This is a genomic window from Pseudomonas sp. FG36, from assembly GCF_057809275.1.
Map to the genome: position 1 here is coordinate 51,181 of NZ_JBMDJQ010000016.1, position 16,100 is coordinate 67,280.

The 16,100-nt window shown below is 63.3% G+C and carries 13 protein-coding genes; 6 read left to right on the forward strand and 7 right to left on the reverse strand.

Translation table 11 applies throughout. The features are described 5' to 3' along the window. Positions 1-235: 235 nt before the first annotated feature. The 3 genes from ACODS9_RS14390 to ACODS9_RS14400 all read right to left on the reverse strand — a co-directional run bounded on the left by ACODS9_RS14390 (position 236) and on the right by ACODS9_RS14400 (position 3,401). Positions 236-1,063, reverse strand: coding sequence for a M23 family metallopeptidase (locus ACODS9_RS14390; protein ID WP_046854328.1), 828 nt, complete (start codon positions 1,061-1,063; stop codon positions 236-238). 3 nt (positions 1,064-1,066) lie between these two features. Next, a complete protein-coding gene (xseA, locus tag ACODS9_RS14395) occupies positions 1,067-2,446 on the reverse strand; it encodes an exodeoxyribonuclease VII large subunit (protein WP_401106896.1) in 1,380 nt (459 codons plus the stop codon). A gap of 76 nt (positions 2,447-2,522) precedes the next feature. Continuing rightward, positions 2,523-3,401 (reverse strand): LysR family transcriptional regulator, encoded by an 879-nt coding sequence (locus tag ACODS9_RS14400; protein WP_489094112.1) that lies wholly within the window; start codon positions 3,399-3,401, stop codon positions 2,523-2,525. Between the two features lie 97 nt (positions 3,402-3,498). Between ACODS9_RS14400 and ACODS9_RS14405 the strand changes: the two genes are divergently transcribed. The 4 genes from ACODS9_RS14405 to guaA all read left to right on the forward strand — a co-directional run bounded on the left by ACODS9_RS14405 (position 3,499) and on the right by guaA (position 8,073). Continuing rightward, complete coding sequence (locus ACODS9_RS14405) at positions 3,499-4,254, forward strand: sulfite exporter TauE/SafE family protein (protein WP_367858029.1); 756 nt, start codon at positions 3,499-3,501, stop codon at positions 4,252-4,254. A gap of 50 nt (positions 4,255-4,304) precedes the next feature. Further along, positions 4,305-4,862, forward strand: a complete 558-nt coding sequence (locus tag ACODS9_RS14410; protein ID WP_401106901.1) for a sugar ABC transporter ATPase — start codon at positions 4,305-4,307, stop codon at positions 4,860-4,862. Positions 4,863-4,948: 86 nt separating this feature from the next. Then, positions 4,949-6,418, forward strand: coding sequence for an IMP dehydrogenase (guaB, locus tag ACODS9_RS14415; protein WP_023628475.1), 1,470 nt, complete (start codon positions 4,949-4,951; stop codon positions 6,416-6,418). Between the two features lie 77 nt (positions 6,419-6,495). Next, positions 6,496-8,073 carry a glutamine-hydrolyzing GMP synthase gene (gene guaA, locus ACODS9_RS14420; protein WP_011535447.1) on the forward strand — a complete coding sequence of 526 codons (1,578 nt, stop codon included), beginning with the start codon at positions 6,496-6,498 and terminating at the stop codon, positions 8,071-8,073. A 180-nt stretch (positions 8,074-8,253) separates the two neighbouring features. On the opposite strand, the gene ACODS9_RS14425 is transcribed toward guaA, so the two are convergent. From ACODS9_RS14425 to ACODS9_RS14435, 3 genes are all read right to left on the reverse strand, one after another. After that, on the reverse strand, positions 8,254-10,545 hold the full coding sequence (locus ACODS9_RS14425) for an autotransporter family protein (protein ID WP_401107005.1): 2,292 nt from the start codon (positions 10,543-10,545) through the stop codon (positions 8,254-8,256). Between the two features lie 213 nt (positions 10,546-10,758). Then, positions 10,759-11,547 carry an alpha/beta hydrolase gene (locus ACODS9_RS14430; RefSeq protein WP_401106904.1) on the reverse strand — a complete coding sequence of 263 codons (789 nt, stop codon included), beginning with the start codon at positions 11,545-11,547 and terminating at the stop codon, positions 10,759-10,761. A 253-nt stretch (positions 11,548-11,800) separates the two neighbouring features. Further along, positions 11,801-12,274 (reverse strand): OsmC family protein, encoded by a 474-nt coding sequence (locus ACODS9_RS14435; RefSeq protein WP_401106907.1) that lies wholly within the window; start codon positions 12,272-12,274, stop codon positions 11,801-11,803. Positions 12,275-12,557: 283 nt separating this feature from the next. Here ACODS9_RS14435 and ACODS9_RS14440 point away from each other — a divergent pair, with 283 nt between their 5' ends. After that, complete coding sequence (locus ACODS9_RS14440; protein ID WP_367858033.1) at positions 12,558-13,940, forward strand: multicopper oxidase family protein; 1,383 nt, start codon at positions 12,558-12,560, stop codon at positions 13,938-13,940. Continuing rightward, positions 13,940-14,419, forward strand: a complete 480-nt coding sequence (gene tadA, locus ACODS9_RS14445; protein ID WP_046854335.1) for a tRNA adenosine(34) deaminase TadA — start codon at positions 13,940-13,942, stop codon at positions 14,417-14,419. Before ACODS9_RS14440 ends, tadA begins: the two co-directional genes overlap by 1 nt. A gap of 57 nt (positions 14,420-14,476) precedes the next feature. Here tadA and mltF read toward each other — a convergent pair whose 3' ends face one another. After that, the gene (gene mltF, locus ACODS9_RS14450; protein ID WP_489094113.1) at positions 14,477-15,934 is read right to left on the reverse strand and encodes a membrane-bound lytic murein transglycosylase MltF; all 1,458 of its coding nucleotides are present in this window, start codon (positions 15,932-15,934) and stop codon (positions 14,477-14,479) included. Between the last annotated feature and the right edge of the window lie 166 nt (positions 15,935-16,100).

Sequence of the window (16,100 nt, forward strand, 5' to 3'; positions counted from 1 at the left end):
GTGTTGTTGGAGGAGGGTGCTGAAGATGTTCATATGCTCAACCCTAACCAGTGGGTTTGGGTATGGCAAGCATTGCGGGAAAATTGAGATAAATGCTTAAAAAAACGAATTTACTGAGTTTTTATGGCTTTTAATTTTGGCTTGTTGAGATTTTATTGCTTTAAGTTTTTTCATTGCGCAAATCGCGGGGCCAGTGTTGGCTGCGTGGGGGCGGGCTTGCCCCGCGATTGCTATTTCAGGGCTGGAACGCGCCGATGAAGATCGCCGGATCCACCCGCGCATCGTTGAGGCTGACGTTCCAGTGCATGTGCGGCCCGGTGGCCCGGCCAGTCGAACCTACGCGGCCCACCACCTCGCCACGGCGCAGCGCCTGGCCCGGCTTCACGTCGATCTTCGACATGTGGCAGAACATGCTGATGAAGCCTTGCCCATGGTCGACGAATACCGTGCGGCCATTGAAGAAGTAGTCGCCCACCAGGATCACCTTGCCATTGGCCGGGGTCTTGATCGGCGTGCCGGCGGGCACGGCGAAGTCCAGGCCGGCATGCGGGTTGCGCTCCTCGCCATTGAAGAAGCGGCGCACGCCGAACTTGCTCGACAGCGGGCCGTTGACCGGCTTGTCGAGGATCAGGTTGCTCGGAAGCACAGGGCTGAAACTGCGGTAGGCCTTGATCTGCTCGGCCAGTTCGCGGTCGATGCGCTTGAGGTCCTGCGGCTCAGGGTTGACCTGGCGCTTGTTCTTCAAGGTGATGTGCTGCTCGGGGTACTTCTTGCTGCCGACACTGAAAGGAATGTTGCGCCCACCCTGGGTCAGCACGGCGCTGCCGGGCTTCTGCGTCAGCGGAATGCCGACGATGGCCAGCCAGTTGTCCTGCTCCCTGACCACCAATACCGGTTTGCCATCGAAGCGCGCGGTCGGGGCGCTGGCGCCCGGGCCCAGGTCGACCACCGCCACGCCGCCGGGCACGGGCTTGTTGAGGGCGCGGGTGATGTAGCTGGCGTGGGCGGCCGTGACCGGCAGCAGCAGGGCGAGGGCAAGCAGGGGCGCGAACAGGCGTGGCATGTGTCAGTCCAGTAGCGAGAGGGTGACCGGGGTCTGGTGGTTGTCCTCGACCCGTACCTTGAGCTCGCCTTCGTTGAGGCGGGCGGTCAGGCGTTGGCCGTTGTGGGTTTGCGCGGCGCTGCGGATGGCCTGGCCGCGCTCATCCAGGAGGATGCTGTAGCCGCGGGCGAGGGTAGCCAGCGGGCTGACCACTTGCAGGGTCTGCAGCTGTGCCTGGAAGCGCTGGCGGCGGTCCTTGAGCACGTCGCGCATGGCCCGCGGCAGGCGCTCGGCGAGGCTGTCCAGGCGCTGCTTGAGCAGTTTCAGGTTGCGTCCCGGATGTTGCGCGGCCAGGCGCGTGTCGAGGCGGCCGAGGCGTTGCTGGCGCTGGTTCATGTCGAGCATGAAGGCGCGGCGCAGGCGCATGTCCAGGTCGTCCAGGCGCTGGGCCTGCTGGCGCAGGCGCTCGCCGGGGTGGCGCAGGCGTCGGGCCAGCCCGTCGAGGCGCAGGCGGTCGTGGGCCAGGCGGTTCTGCATGCGCAGCAGCAGGCGCCGTTGCAGACCGTCGAGGCGCTGCTGCAGGCCGCTGCTGTCGGGAGCGAGCAGCTCGGCGGCGGCGGACGGCGTGGGGGCGCGCACATCGGCGACGAAATCGCTGATCGACACGTCGGTCTCATGGCCCACGGCGCTGACGATGGGCGTGACGCAGGCGGCCACGGCGCGGGCCACGGCCTCTTCGTTGAAGCACCAGAGGTCTTCCAGCGAGCCACCGCCACGGGCCAGGATCAGCGCGTCGAAGCCTTGCCGATCGGCCATCTGCAGGGCGCGGACGATCTGGTTGATCGCCTCGCGGCCCTGCACCGCGGTGGGGATCAGGTTCAACTCGACCTGCGGCGCACGACGGCCGAACACACTGATGATGTCGCGGATCACCGCGCCGGTGGGCGAGGTGATGATGCCGATGCGTTGCGGGTGCGCTGGCAGCGGCTTCTTGCGTTCGGTGCTGAACAGCCCCTCGGCGCCGAGCTTTTCCTTCAGCGCCTCGAACGCCAGGCGCAGAGCACCGTCGCCGGCCGGCTCGACCGTATCGAGGATCAGCTGGTAGTCGCCACGCCCTTCGAACAGCGAGACCTTGCCGCGCACCCGTACCGCCAGGCCGTCGCGCAGGGCCTGGCGCACCCGGGCCGCGTTCTGCCGGAACAGCGCGCAGCGGATCTGCGCGCCGCTGTCCTTGAGGGTGAAGTACATGTGGCCGGAGGCCGGGCGGGCGAGGTTGGAAATCTCGCCTTCCACCCAGACGCTGCGGAACACGTCCTCGAGCAGCACGCGGGCGCGGCCGTTGAGCTGGCTGACGGTGAGGACCTCGCGGTCCAGGCCGAGTCGTTCGAAAGGGTCTCTGATCATGGCGGGCATCATAAATGAGCGAAGGCCTGGTTGTCTGTGCCGGCCTCTATCGCGGGCTTGCCCCGCGATGAGGCCTTCAGCCTTGCATGATCGCCACGAACTGGCGCACCAGTTCCCCGGCATCCCGCCGGCAAGCCAGCGCCACGGTACTTTGGCACGCCTCGTCCAGCGGCACGAAATGCACCGCCGGCGGGGCGATCTCGCGCATGCTCGCCGGCAACAACGCCACCCCGAACCCGGCCTGGATCAGTTGCAGTTGCGTGGTCTTGCGCGATACCACCTGTGCTGCCTGCGGAAAGAACCCCGCATTCATGCACAGCGACGCCGACAGGTAGCTCAGGCCGCCACGCTGGCGATGGGGGATGGAAATGAAGCGTTCCTCGCGCAGTTGGTCCAGTCGAACACTGCTTGCCGTGGCCAGTGGGTGGCCCGTCGCCACTGCCAGCAGCAGGGGTTCGTCGAACAGCGCATGCAGCTCCACGCCTTCATGCTGGCGTAGCACCGGCAGACGTAGCAGGCCGACTTCCAGGCGGCCTTCGGCGATGTCCTCCAGTTGCGCCTCCGACGATTGCTGAGCGATCTCCAGGGAAACGCCGGGGTTGTCCTCGAGGTAGCCGCCGAGGCGCTGCAGCAAATGGCCGGTCAGCGGCACGGTACTGGAGTGGTTCAGTCGCAGGCTGCCGCGCAGGCCCTGGCCGATTTCCCGGGCCAGGCGCTCGGCCTTGTCCAGATCGGCCAGCAGGTGGCGGGCGCGCTCGAGAAAGGCCAGCCCGGCGACGGTCAGCCGTGGCTGGCGGGCAGTGCGTTCGAACAGGACGGTGCCCAGGTGAAGCTCAAGCTCCTTGATCTGCCGGCTGAGGGCCGACTGGGCAATGTACAGCCGCTCGGCGGCGGCACTGAAACTGCCGGCCTCGGCGATTTCGACGAAGTAGCGCAGCTGGCGGATCGAAGTCATGTCATGCCTTTTCGAGATGGCTAATGGCAAAAAGGCATATTAGTCGGCATGGCTCGTCACTGGCTAACCTTCAGTTGTCTTCAAGGGAACTGCCGCGATGCTCGCTCAACTGTCGTTTTCCACGTTCGACTGGCTGCCCATCCTGCTGGGAGTGGGGGTGGCCTATATCGTCTTCGGTATTGCCGGTTTCGGCACCGCGCTGGTCGCCGGCCCCGTGCTGATCCATTTCATGCCGTTGTCACGGATCATTCCGCTGCTGGTGCTGCTGGATTTCGTCGCAGCCTTCGGCAACCTGCTGCCGTCGCGACGCGATGTGGTGCGCGGCGAGTTGCTGCGCCTGCTGCCGTTCATGGCCGTGGGTTGCACCCTCGGCGTGGTGTTCCTGCTGCGGCTCAAGTCCGATGTATTGCTGTTGCTGATGGGCATCTTCGTGACCGCCTATGCGGTCTATGGCCTGGCGGTCAAGGTACGCCCGGCTAGCCTGTCGGGCGCCTGGGCGGTGCCCATGGGCACGGTGGGCGGATTGTTCGGCGCCTTGTTCGGCAGTGGTGGATTCCTCTACGCGATCTACCTCAGTGCCCGTCTGGAGGCCAAGGAACAGGTGCGCGCGACCCAGGTCGCGCTGATCAGCTGCAGCACGGTAGTGCGCCTGTCGCTGTTCCTGATCGCCGGGGTGTATGCCGATACCAGCCTGCTGCTGCTCGCCGCCTGCCTGCTGCCGGTGATGTTCGTCGGCACCTGGCTGGGGCGACGGCTGACCTTGAAACTGTCCCGCGAGGCCTTCATACGCCTGGTCACCTGGTTGGTCCTGGCCAGCGGCCTGGCGCTGATCGGCCGCTACCTGAGCGCCTGAGCAGGCGCTAGAATTGCGCCATTACCGCAGTCCGCAGGCCCGCCTCACCCATGAATACCCAGAGCATCATCGTCCCCAAACTGTCCACCGTGCCCGTCCATGAGGCCCGCTCTCGTGCCATCCTGCGCTGGTTGGTGCGCGAAAAAATCGTTGAGGAACAGTTGAGCACCTGTGGGCGCACCGGCAACCGCATGGGCCATGCCCTGGCGGAGGGGGCGCGCAAGGTGGCCCTGCATCCCGAGAAGTTGCCGTTCGGCGAGCAGGTCAACGGCCTGGAGGTGATGCTCAAGCGCTGCATCTACACCCCCACCGACGATTTTCTCGAAGAAGCCGGTTGCCCGGAGTGCCGGCGCGAGGTCGGCGAGCCGCTGTTCGAGAGCCTGGAGGAGTGGATGCCGGGGGTGAGTGACAACTTCACCTGCCCGCTGTGCGGCTTCGAAGACGATATCAATGGCTTTCTCTATTTGCAGCCGTGTGCCTTTTCCAACCTGGGGTTCATCTTCAATAACTGGGGCGAGGCCGGGTTTACCCATGCCTTCCTCGACAGCTTCGCCGACTGGCTGGACCAGCCGGTGGCGGTGGTGCAGGTAAAACTGCCGCAAGGCTGACCGAAGGCCCTTATTTTGCATTGAGCGGCGCGCCATGGATGGGTATAATGGCGCGCTTCCATTTTTCCCTCCCGGGAGCCCCCGCGATGCTGCGTATCAGCCAAGAAGCCCTGACCTTCGACGATATCCTCCTTGTACCTGGCTACTCCGAGGTACTGCCCAATGAAGTCAGTCTCAAGACCCGTTTGACTCGTGGCATCGAGCTGAACATTCCCCTGGTCTCCGCCGCCATGGATACCGTGACCGAAGCGCGCCTGGCCATCGCCATGGCCCAGGAAGGCGGCATCGGCATCATCCACAAGAACATGACCATCGAGCAGCAGGCCGGCGAAGTACGCAAGGTCAAGAAGTTCGAGGCTGGCGTGGTCAAGGACCCGATCACCATCGACGCCGACGCCACTGTGCGCGACCTGTTCGACCTGACCCGCCTGAACAACATCTCCGGTGTTCCGGTGCTGGAAAACGGTGATCTGGTCGGCATCGTCACCTCCCGCGACGTGCGCTTCGAAACCCGCCTGGACGCCAAGGTCCGCGACGTGATGACCCCCAAAGAGCGTCTGGTCACCGTCCGCGAAGGCGCCGACAAGAACGAAGTCCGCGAGCTGCTGCACAAGCACCGCCTGGAAAAAGTCCTGATCGTCGACGACAAGTTCGCCCTCAAGGGCATGATGACCGTCAAGGACATCGAGAAAGCCAAGGCCTACCCGCTGGCCAGCAAGGACGACCAGGGTCGTCTGCGCGTCGGCGCCGCGGTCGGCACCGGCAAGGACACCGGCGAGCGTGTTGCCGCCCTGGTAGCCGCCGGCGTTGACGTGGTTGTCGTCGACACCGCCCACGGTCACTCCAAAGGCGTGATCGACCGCGTTCGCTGGGTCAAAGAGACCTACCCGCAAGTGCAGGTGATCGGCGGCAATATCGCTACTGGCGCTGCCGCCAAGGCCCTGGCCGAAGCTGGCGCCGACGCGGTCAAGGTCGGTATCGGCCCAGGCTCGATCTGCACCACCCGTATCGTCGCCGGTGTCGGCGTGCCGCAGATCAGCGCCATCGCCAACGTCGCCGCCGCACTGGAAGGCACTGGCGTGCCACTGATCGCCGACGGCGGCATCCGTTTCTCGGGTGACCTGTCCAAGGCCATCGTCGCCGGTGCTTCCTGCGTGATGATGGGTTCGATGTTCGCCGGTACCGAAGAAGCGCCGGGCGAAGTCGAACTGTTCCAGGGCCGCTCCTACAAGGCCTACCGCGGCATGGGCTCGCTGGGTGCCATGGCACAGGCGCAAGGCTCGTCCGACCGTTACTTCCAGGACTCCTCGGCCGGCGCCGAGAAGCTGGTGCCGGAAGGTATCGAAGGCCGCGTGCCGTACAAAGGCGCCCTGGCCGCGATCATCCACCAGCTGATGGGCGGCCTGCGTTCGTCCATGGGCTACACCGGCAGCGCGACCATCGAAGAGATGCGTACCAAGCCGGAGTTCGTGCGCATCACCGGTGCCGGCATGGCCGAGTCCCACGTGCATGACGTGCAGATCACCAAAGAAGCCCCTAACTACCGCGTAGGCTGAGGCTTCCAGCAATTACCGAACGGGGCTGTCATACACAGCCCCGCGTCGTTTCCGATTTCCACTGACGAGATTGAGTCATGGCCCTCGACATTCACGCTCACCGTATCCTGATCCTCGATTTCGGTTCCCAGTACACCCAGCTGATCGCCCGCCGCGTGCGCGAGATCGGTGTGTATTGCGAGCTGCACCCGTTCGACATGGACGATGAAGCGATCCGCGAATTCAACCCGCGCGGCATCATCCTGGCCGGTGGCCCCGAGTCGGTCCACGAAGCCAACAGCCCGCGCGCGCCGCAGGCCGTGTTCGACCTGAAGGTCCCGGTGCTGGGCATCTGCTACGGCATGCAGACCATGGCCGAGCAGATGGGCGGCAAGGTCGAAGGTTCCGACCTGCGCGAGTTCGGCTACGCTCGCGTCGACGTGGTCGGCAAGAGCCGCCTGCTCGACGGCATCGAAGACCATGTCGACGATGACGGCGTGCTGGGCCTGGACGTGTGGATGAGCCACGGCGACAAGGTCACCCAGATGCCAGGCAACTTCAGCGTGCTGGCCAGCACCCCGAGCTGCCCGATCGCCGGCATGTACGACGATGCCCTGGGCTACTACGGCGTGCAGTTCCACCCGGAAGTGACCCACACCAAGCAAGGCGGTCGCATCCTGTCGCGCTTCGTCCAGGACATCTGCGGCTGTGAAGCCCTGTGGACCGCCTCGAACATCGTCGAGGACGCCATCGCCCAGGTACGTGCTCAGGTCGGTTCGGCCAACGTCCTGCTGGGCCTGTCCGGCGGCGTCGACTCGTCCGTGGTTGCCGCGCTGCTGCACCGCGCCATCGGCGACCAGCTGACCTGCGTGTTCGTCGACAACGGCCTGCTGCGCCTGCACGAAGGCGACCAGGTGATGGCCATGTTCAAGGAGAACATGGGCGTCAAGGTGATCCGTGCCGATGCCGAGAAGCAGTTCCTCGACAACCTGGAAGGCGAAGCGGACCCTGAGAAGAAGCGCAAGATCATCGGCCGCACCTTCATCGACGTGTTCGATGCCGAGGCCAGCAAGCTGGAGAACATCCAGTTCCTCGCCCAGGGCACCATCTACCCCGACGTGATCGAGTCGGCCGGCGCCAAGAGCGGCAAGGCCCACGTGATCAAGTCGCACCACAACGTCGGCGGCCTGCCGGAGGAAATGAACCTCAAGCTGGTCGAGCCACTGCGTGAACTGTTCAAGGACGAAGTGCGCAAGATCGGCCTGGAGCTGGGCCTGCCGTACGACATGGTCTACCGCCACCCGTTCCCGGGCCCGGGCCTGGGCGTGCGCATCCTCGGTGAAGTGAAGAAGGAATACGCCGACATCCTGCGTCGCGCCGACCACATCTTCATCGAAGAACTGCGCAAGGCCGACTGGTACCACAAGACCAGCCAGGCGTTCGTGGTGTTCCAGCCGGTCAAGTCGGTCGGCGTCGTTGGCGACGGCCGTCGCTACGCCTGGGTCGTGGCCCTGCGTGCCGTCGAGACCGTGGACTTCATGACCGCGCGCTGGGCGCACCTGCCGTACGAGCTGCTGGAAACCGTCAGCGGCCGTATCATCAACGAAATCGACGGCATCTCTCGCGTCACCTACGACGTGTCGAGCAAGCCGCCGGCCACTATCGAGTGGGAATGATCCCGCGTCCGGCGTAGACCGGAAGCGAGTGGCAGGAAACACCCCAAAAGCCCGCGTAACTGCGGGCTTTTGGCATTCAGTCGGGCAGGTGAAATAGCCAGGCGCTTGTGGGCTTCACCCTCGGTCCCAAACAACAAAACCCGCCAATGCGGGTTTTGTTGTTTGGAGCGCAGGCGTTGGTCAGAAGTCGTAACGCACGTTGGCAGTGAAGGTGTCGGCGTTGAAACCACTGCTGGCCAGGTAGTTGTACATCCCTCCCACGCTCCAGGCGCCTACCCGGTAGTTGGCACCCAGTCCCAGCTCGTAGCTGTCGCGCGCGGGGGTGGCGCCTTGGGTGGTGAAGGGGGTACCGCCGAGCACGAAGGTCGAGGTGGTGCTGGCCTTGTCGCCGATGAAATCGTGCCAGGCCATCAGCTTGGCTTCCGGCTCCAGGCTGCCCACGCCGACGTCAAAAGCGGCCGCCAGACGGGCGCCCAGGCCCATTTCGCCGATTTCATAGCGCTGGCTGCCAACGTTGAGGGCGGCTGAGCTGCCTTTTTCACGGTACGAATCAATCGAGACCTTGGCATAACGCGCACCGACCTGTGGCTCCAGCAGCCAATGCTTGTCTAGCCGGAACGTGTAGCCTGCAAGTGCTTTGACGCCGAAGATTGCACTGTCGTAATCGGCCTTGGCGCGGGTACCGGCGATGTAGCGTCTGGACTCGTTGTCGTTCCAGCCGTAGGTCAGCGAGGTGTCGACAAAGAAGTTGTCGCGGGCCCAGTTGCCGTACAGCGTCAGTGCATGGCCGTTGACGTCGGTCTTGTTGCCAAGGTCCGACTTGACGTCGCTGGTCAGGTAGCTGTACGCCAGGCCCACGGTGGTATTGGGGTTGAGCTTGCCGTCGGCACCCAAGGCGATGCCTTGGGTGTTGGCGTCAAAGCCGCCGATACCGTGGCGACTATCCTGGTTGGCATCGCTGGACAGCGCTTGCAGCCATACCCCTTGTTCTGCCAGGACGTCGCCCGACGACAGGCCGCTGCGTGCTTTGCTGGCGCGGTGCTCGATGGCACCTGCGACCAGGTTTTGGCTGTTGGTGGCGGCGTTGATGACCCCACGGCTGACGTCCGGGGCCAAGGTTTCGGCCAGTTTCGCCAGATCTTCGGGGTTGCCGGCGTTGGCAAAGTGCTGGAATACCGGGTCGCTTTCGTCCATCTGGCCCAGGACTGTGTTCTTGAGCGGCTGGATGGCGTTCACCGCATTGCGCGAACCATGGGCGCCCAGCAGGTCTTGCGTTACTGCCTCATCACTGCGGGTCGCAACCGTTGCTTTTACATCCTGGCCTTCAATGCCAAAGCTTTTCACTTCAAGCAGCGCCGAGGATGAAACCACGGAGAGGTTCTGTGGATCTTCCCACGTGCCGGAGTTGATGAGGGTGTAGCGGTTGCCCTGGGCCGAGGTGCGGAAATCGTCGGAGCGAGCCTGCAATTCGACCTGGCTGCCTGGAGAGAAGTAGGTATCGCCGGTGACTGTCAGGATCGGCGTGTTGGGCAGTGTGTTGTTATCCAGCAGCAGGCGCAAGCGAGCAGTTTCGCTATCCAGGTCGAGGTTGCCGACGATCGTGGTCTGTGGGCGAAGCAGCGTCAGGCGACCACCGTCGATATCGACGTAACCGGCACGAATGGTCGAGCCGTCGAATTGTGCATCCCCTTGCACCAGTACCCCACTCAAGCCCAGCAGGTCACCCTTGACCTGGCCACCCTCCCAGTAGAAATAAGAAGGGGAGGCATGGTCATCCGCCAGAATTGCCGCGGTGCCGCCTTCGATCAGGCCACCGGTCTGCCTGATGGAGAAGATGCTGAAGCCGGCGGAGGGGTCGAGGTTGACCAAGTGGATACCGACGCCCTCGGCGGAGATAGTCCCGCTGTTGTTGATATCACTCTTGAAAGGGTCGCCTGTATTTTTACCGGTGAAACTGGCGTTTTCTATCTCGATACCTGCAGAGCCGACGCCGCTGGCAGTGATGGTGCCCGAGTTATTGATGCGAGCCTGGGCCGAGGTGATCATCATGCCATTGGCATCTTCGCCTGTTACCCTGATGTTGCCGTTGTTGTTGACTTCACCGGCGATTTTCGCCAGATACAGGTCCAGCCCCATCGCAGTGGTGCCGCTCACCGTAATGTCACCCTGGTTGACCAGACTGCCAGCGACGGTGGAGTTGAGGGTCATCGAGATGCCGGATGGGACGTCACTGGGGGTTGCGGCCGTCAGGTTGATCTTGCCCTGATTGATCAAGCTGCCCGCCAGCGTCACATTGGTCAGCGTCACACCTGCGTTTTGCGACGTTCCGGTAAAGGTGGCGTTATTGAAACCACCGCCGGAGCTGATGTATGCCCCTGTGCCCAGGTCGTGGTTGAGGTCGGGTGCGGCATGGACTGTGGCAGCCGTGACGGACAGCGCCAACAACGAGCGGCGCAGGTGGGAGATGTTCAAGACCGTATCCTTACAGGGTAGAAACTGACAGGGGGCAACGCGCGCGTCAGCGTCTGTTTTCGGCATCCCTGTCAGCTTGTCAGTGAAGTGCTGTTTCAAGCGCGCCGAATCTACACGATGCGGGTAAGGATATTCATCATGAAAACAACTAATGGCGAAAAAAAACATAAATGCGCCGTTTCAGTTGTTTTCCCAAGCCGTGGCCGTCCTGGTTCAAGGATGTTCATGCGCCAATGGAGTCTTGACCCATCGGCTCCATGCCGCTTCCCAGCCACTATCGTGGCTCGCTTCAGGGACATGAATACACTGGGATAATGGTGAGCCAAGTGCCTGTTGATACCGGGCAGCCAAATCACCCGGAATGATCGAGTCAGCGTCTCCAATGAAATGACGCTGAGGTAACAAGGCGAGTCGATCACGGTAGTCCAGCGGTTCCAAGGATCCGTGGAGTGGCGACAGTCCTTTCATCGTCGCCCACATGCGCGGGCTGAGATTGCCGGCCAGGGTTTGCACCTGGGTAATATCATTGCGCTGCGCCGCTAACAATAATGCCAGCGCGGCGCCACCCGAATACCCCACGAGTTCGAATTCACTGTTGCCATATCGTTGTTTTAGTTGGTCTAGCGCCTGGTTGAGGCGGTCGATCACTTCCTGAGCGTAGCGTCGATGGGTCCAGAGTGCGGTCTGACACGCTGCAGCCATGACGAACTGGCAGGGGCGTGCGAGATACGCGTTCGGCGTAGGATCGTTGACCGCCAGCCGTGGCACCAGCAGATTGTGCGGGCTCGGATCCAGGCTGGGTTGAGTGGCCGTCGACCAGGAATGCCCATCGCCTTCCAGGTAGACACGCAGGCGAGTCATTTTTTCTGCGGTGCGCGGCGCAAGGATGAGGAGAGGGAAGTCTTGTCCCGACAGGACCTCCCATTGTCGGTCGTGTTCTTGAGCCAGTTGTTGCAGTGCCTCGCGCGGCGATTGGCAGGCGATGAGAAGTGCGCTGATCATCAGCACACACGCCATAGGGAAGCGGGCCACTGTCCGACGACTGGAGAAATCTCTACTCAAGATATGTTGCAACAAGCTTTGGCAGTGGCGGTATCGACAGGTTGTTTAGCCGTCATGGTACTTCCATGAAGTTGGATGATTTTGTTTATGTTGCGGCCAATGTTTGATGGGTAAAACTGTCTGGCCGATAACAAAGGAGGAGTGAACTGAGCCACAAGAGCGCCGCAAGACGCCCTTGTCGTATCCGGAGGGCTCAGGCCTCGCGCTGGATAACCGCTTCGCAACGAACCGGGAAGTTCACCGAGTTGGCGATGAAGCATTCGTGATGGGCTTCTTCATGCAGATGCATGGCCAGTCGCGTGTCCGACTCGCGGGCAACGACGACCTGCGGACGCAACAAGACCTCAATGAAACGCCCCTTGTGCTCGGCGTTGCCCTCGACCATGCGCCCCTCGGGGTGGTCGATGTACGCCAGGACCTGCACGTTGTTCACCGCGCACAGGTGCAGGTACCAGAGCTTGTGGCAGGCTGATAGGGAGGCCAGCAGCATGTCCTCGGGGTTCCAGCGCCCGGGATCGCCACGGAAGGCCGGGTCGGCCGAACCGTGCAGCGCCGGTTTGCCCGGTGCCTGGACATCGAAGTCGCGTTGGTAGGCGGTGTAGCTGGAGGTGCCGGAGCCGGTGTTGCCAGTCCAGTTCACGGTGACGGCGTACTTATGTTCCTTCATGTGTTCCCCGTTCGGTTGTCTGGCTGGCGTGAATGCACCAGCCAGTGGACTGTCCCTGTTCCAGGTTCCAACTGCAATAGCGCTCTATGCAGAGATTGGGCGTGATATAGCGCAGCTGTGGGGATTCACTCGCGAAGCAGGCGTACCGCCCCGTCGCTACGGCAGCGAACAGCCCTGCGACAAGACTTCACTTAATATTTCGCAAATGCAGGTGTATCGTATTCGCCCTTCATCGCCAGCCCCGCTGGCAGCTTGATCGCGCAGAAACGAGGTACCCGCACCGATGTCCTTCACCCGTCGACAAATGCTCAAGGGCCTGACCGGCCTTGTAGTGGTAGGCCTGGGCGCCGGTGGCGCGGCGCGTTACTGGCTGGGCAAGGTCGAGGACGACAACGCCGGGCACGACTACGAGCTGATCGCCGCACCGCTGGATGTCGAGCTGGTGCCGGGCTTCAAGACCGAGGCCTGGGCCTTCGGCCCGTCGGCGCCGGGCACTGAGTTGCGGGTGCGCCAGGGTACCTGGTTGCGGGTGCGTTTCATCAACCGCCTGCCGGTGGAAACCACCATCCACTGGCATGGCATCCGCCTGCCGCTGGAAATGGACGGCGTGCCGTACGTGTCGCAATTGCCGGTCAAGCCCGGCGAATATTTCGACTACAAGTTCCGTGTGCCGGATGCCGGTAGCTATTGGTACCACCCCCACGTGAGCAGCTCCGAGGAACTGGGGCGCGGGCTGGTTGGCCCGCTGATCGTAGAAGAGCGCGAACCGACCGGGTTCAAGCACGAACGCACGCTGAGCCTGAAGAACTGGCACGTGGACGAGCAGGGCGCCTGGCTGCCGTTCAGCATCCCCCGCGAGGCGGCGCGCAACGGCACTGCCGGGCGGCTGATCACCATCAATGGCCAGGCCGAGTCGGTCACCGAGCTGCCGGCCGGGCAGGTGGTACGGGTGCGTCTGTTGAACCTGGACAATACCTGGACCTACCGCCTGAACCTCAAGGGCAACTGCGAGGCGATGATCTACGCCCTCGATGGCAACCCGATCACCCCGCGCCCGCTGGACGAGGAGTACTGGCTTGGCCCCGGCATGCGCATCTGCCTGGCGATCCGCATACCCGAGGCGGGCGAGGAGGTCTCGTTGCGTGACGGCTTCGTGCGCCTGGGCACCTTGCGCTCGGTGGCCAGCAGCGACGCTCCCGGCGACTGGCCCAAGGCGCTGCCGCCGAACCCGGTTGCCGAGCCGGACCTGGAGAATGCCGAGAAGCTCAACTTCAATTTCGAATGGGTCGGCAAGGTTTCGGTGAATACCGAGAACGGCAAGCCGCCGAGTCTGTGGCAGATCAACGGCCAGGCCTGGGACATCACCGACAAGACTTGCGCCGACCGGCCCATCGCCACGCTGCAGAAGGGCAAGAGCTATATCCTCGAGCTGAAGAACATGACCCAGTACCAGCACCCGATCCACTTGCACGGCATGAGTTTCAAGGTGATCGCCTCCAATCGGCGCAAGATCGTCGAGCCGTGGTTCACCGACACTTACCTGCTGGGCAAGAACGAGCGGGCGCAGGTGGCGCTGGTGGCGGATAACCCAGGCACCTGGATGTTCCATTGCCATGTCATCGACCACATGGAAACCGGCCTGATGGCCGCGATCGCGGTGGTCTGATGCGCCCGCAGATCATCGATCGCAGCCGCGATCAGGAATTCATGCGCCTGGCCCTGGAACTGGCGGCCCAGGGCGCGGCCTTGGGCGAGGTGCCGGTGGGCGCGGTGCTGGTGCAGCACGGCCAGGTGCTCGGCCAGGGCTTCAACCGGCCGATCCTCGACAGCGACCCCAGCGCCCATGCCGAGATGGTGGCGATCCGCGCTGCGGCCAAGTCCGCCAGCAACTACCGCCTGCCGGGCAGCACCCTGTACGTGACGCTGGAGCCGTGCAGCATGTGCGCGGGGCTGATCGTCCATTCGCGGGTGGCACGGGTGGTCTACGGCGCGCTGGAGCCCAAGGCGGGGATCGTGCAGAGCCAGGGGCAGTTCTTCACCCAGGGCTTTCTCAACCATCGGGTGATGTACGAGGGGGGAGTGCTGGCCGAGGAATGCGGCGCGATCCTCAGCGAGTTTTTCAAGGCTCGGCGGGCCAAAGGTTAACCTGCAGCCACATTATCGCGGGGCAAGCCCGCTCCCACGCTTTGGCAGCGGATGCCATCACATCGGCGCCGCTTGCTCCGCTGGCTTGTCCTTGTTCACCGCAGGCACATGCAGGTTGCCCTCGGCCACCTGGCCTTCGAGCTGCGGTTGCGTGACCCAGGTGAGGATGTCGTAGTAGCGGCGGATGTTGGCGACGAAATGCACCGGCTCACCGCCCCGGGCATAACCGTACTTGGTCTTGCTGTACCACTGCTTCTGCGACAGGCGCGGCAGCATCTTCTTCACGTCCAGCCACTTGTTCGGGTTCAGGCCTTCGCGCTTGGCCAGGGTGCGGGCGTCTTCCAGGTGGCCGCTGCCGACGTTGTAGGCCGCCAGGGCGAACCAGGTGCGGTCCGGCTCCTTGATGCTGTCGTCGAGCTGGTCCTTGACCAGCATGAAGTACTTGGCGCCGCCCTGGATGCTCTGCCTGGGGTCCAGGCGGTTGGACACGCCCATGGCCTGGGCGGTGCGCTGGGTCAGCATCATCAGGCCGCGCACACCGGTCTTGGAGGTGACTTCCGGCTGCCACATAGATTCCTGGTAGCCGATCGCGGCCAGCAGCCGCCAGTCCACCTGTTCGACCTTGGAGCTGGTCTTGAAGTGTTTCTCGTACTTGGGCAGGCGTTGCTGCAGGTGCTGGGCGAAGGTGTAGGCACCGACGTAGCCCAGCACATCGACATGGCCGTAGTAACGGTCCTTCAGGCGTTGAAGCGTGCCGTTCTTCTGCGACTTGTCGAGAAACTCGTTGATCTCGTTGAGCAGGCTGTTGTCTTCGCCGGCGGCCACCGCCCAGCGCTGGTCACGGGTGTCGCCCAGGTCGAAGGCCACGCGCACGTTGGGGAAGTAGACCTGGTTCATGGCCAGCTCGTTGGAGTCGACCAGGGTTAGGTCGATCTGGCCTTCGTCGACCATGCGCAGCAGGTCGACCACTTCGACGGCGTCGGATTCTTCGTATTCCAGCCCCGGATTCTGCTTTTTCAGCTCGGCCAGCTGGTCGGCGTGGCTGCTGCCCTTGAGCACCATGATCTTTTTGCCCACCAGGCCCTTGGCATTGGTCGGGCGCGAGCGGCCGTTGCGGTAGATGACCTGCGGGGTCACCTCGAGATACGGGTGGGAGAACTTCGCCTGGCTGGCGCGGCGCTCGCTGCTGACCAGGCCGGCGGCGGCCAGTACCGGGCCGGAGGGTTTGCCCAGTTGGTCGAACAATTGGTCGAGGTTGTCGGCGGTCTCGATCTCGAGCTTCACCCCCAGGTCGTCGGCGAAGCGCTTGACCAGTTCGTACTCGAAACCGGTTTCGCCGTTGCGGTCCTGGAAGTAGGTGGCCGGGCTGTTGCGGGTAATCACGCGCAATACGCCATCCTCCTTGACGCGCTCGAGGGTGCTGGGTTTTTCAACGCAGGCACCGAGCATCAGGAAGAGTCCGGTTGCGAAGAGCCATTTGGCGCAACGCTGGCGCAAAGCAGTGTGGGCGAACATAGGGTGCAGTATACGCAAAGGACTGCCGGCGCCATATCTCGACAATAGGTGGCTTGTCTGGTAGCAGGCGCTGTGACGGGCGTGGCGCAACGGGCGATTTTTTGACCCCGGAGTCCGGTTCCACCGCCCGGCAGCATTGGCTTAGAGCGGGTGCCGAAAGCCTGCG

Excerpts from the sequence above, each read along its gene's own strand:
- ACODS9_RS14390 (WP_046854328.1), bottom strand. The coding sequence starts at position 1,063 with ATGCCACGCCTGTTCGCGCCCCTGCTTGCCCTCGCCCTGCTGCTGCCG.
- xseA (WP_401106896.1), bottom strand. The coding sequence starts at position 2,446 with ATGATCAGAGACCCTTTCGAACGACTCGGCCTGGACCGCGAGGTCCTC.
- ACODS9_RS14400 (WP_489094112.1), bottom strand. The coding sequence starts at position 3,401 with ATGACTTCGATCCGCCAGCTGCGCTACTTCGTCGAAATCGCCGAGGCC.
- ACODS9_RS14405 (WP_367858029.1), top strand. The coding sequence starts at position 3,499 with ATGCTCGCTCAACTGTCGTTTTCCACGTTCGACTGGCTGCCCATCCTG.
- ACODS9_RS14410 (WP_401106901.1), top strand. The coding sequence starts at position 4,305 with ATGAATACCCAGAGCATCATCGTCCCCAAACTGTCCACCGTGCCCGTC.
- guaB (WP_023628475.1), top strand. The coding sequence starts at position 4,949 with ATGCTGCGTATCAGCCAAGAAGCCCTGACCTTCGACGATATCCTCCTT.
- guaA (WP_011535447.1), top strand. The coding sequence starts at position 6,496 with ATGGCCCTCGACATTCACGCTCACCGTATCCTGATCCTCGATTTCGGT.
- ACODS9_RS14430 (WP_401106904.1), bottom strand. The coding sequence starts at position 11,547 with ATGATCAGCGCACTTCTCATCGCCTGCCAATCGCCGCGCGAGGCACTG.
- ACODS9_RS14435 (WP_401106907.1), bottom strand. The coding sequence starts at position 12,274 with ATGAAGGAACATAAGTACGCCGTCACCGTGAACTGGACTGGCAACACC.
- ACODS9_RS14440 (WP_367858033.1), top strand. The coding sequence starts at position 12,558 with ATGTCCTTCACCCGTCGACAAATGCTCAAGGGCCTGACCGGCCTTGTA.
- tadA (WP_046854335.1), top strand. The coding sequence starts at position 13,940 with ATGCGCCCGCAGATCATCGATCGCAGCCGCGATCAGGAATTCATGCGC.
- mltF (WP_489094113.1), bottom strand. The coding sequence starts at position 15,934 with ATGTTCGCCCACACTGCTTTGCGCCAGCGTTGCGCCAAATGGCTCTTC.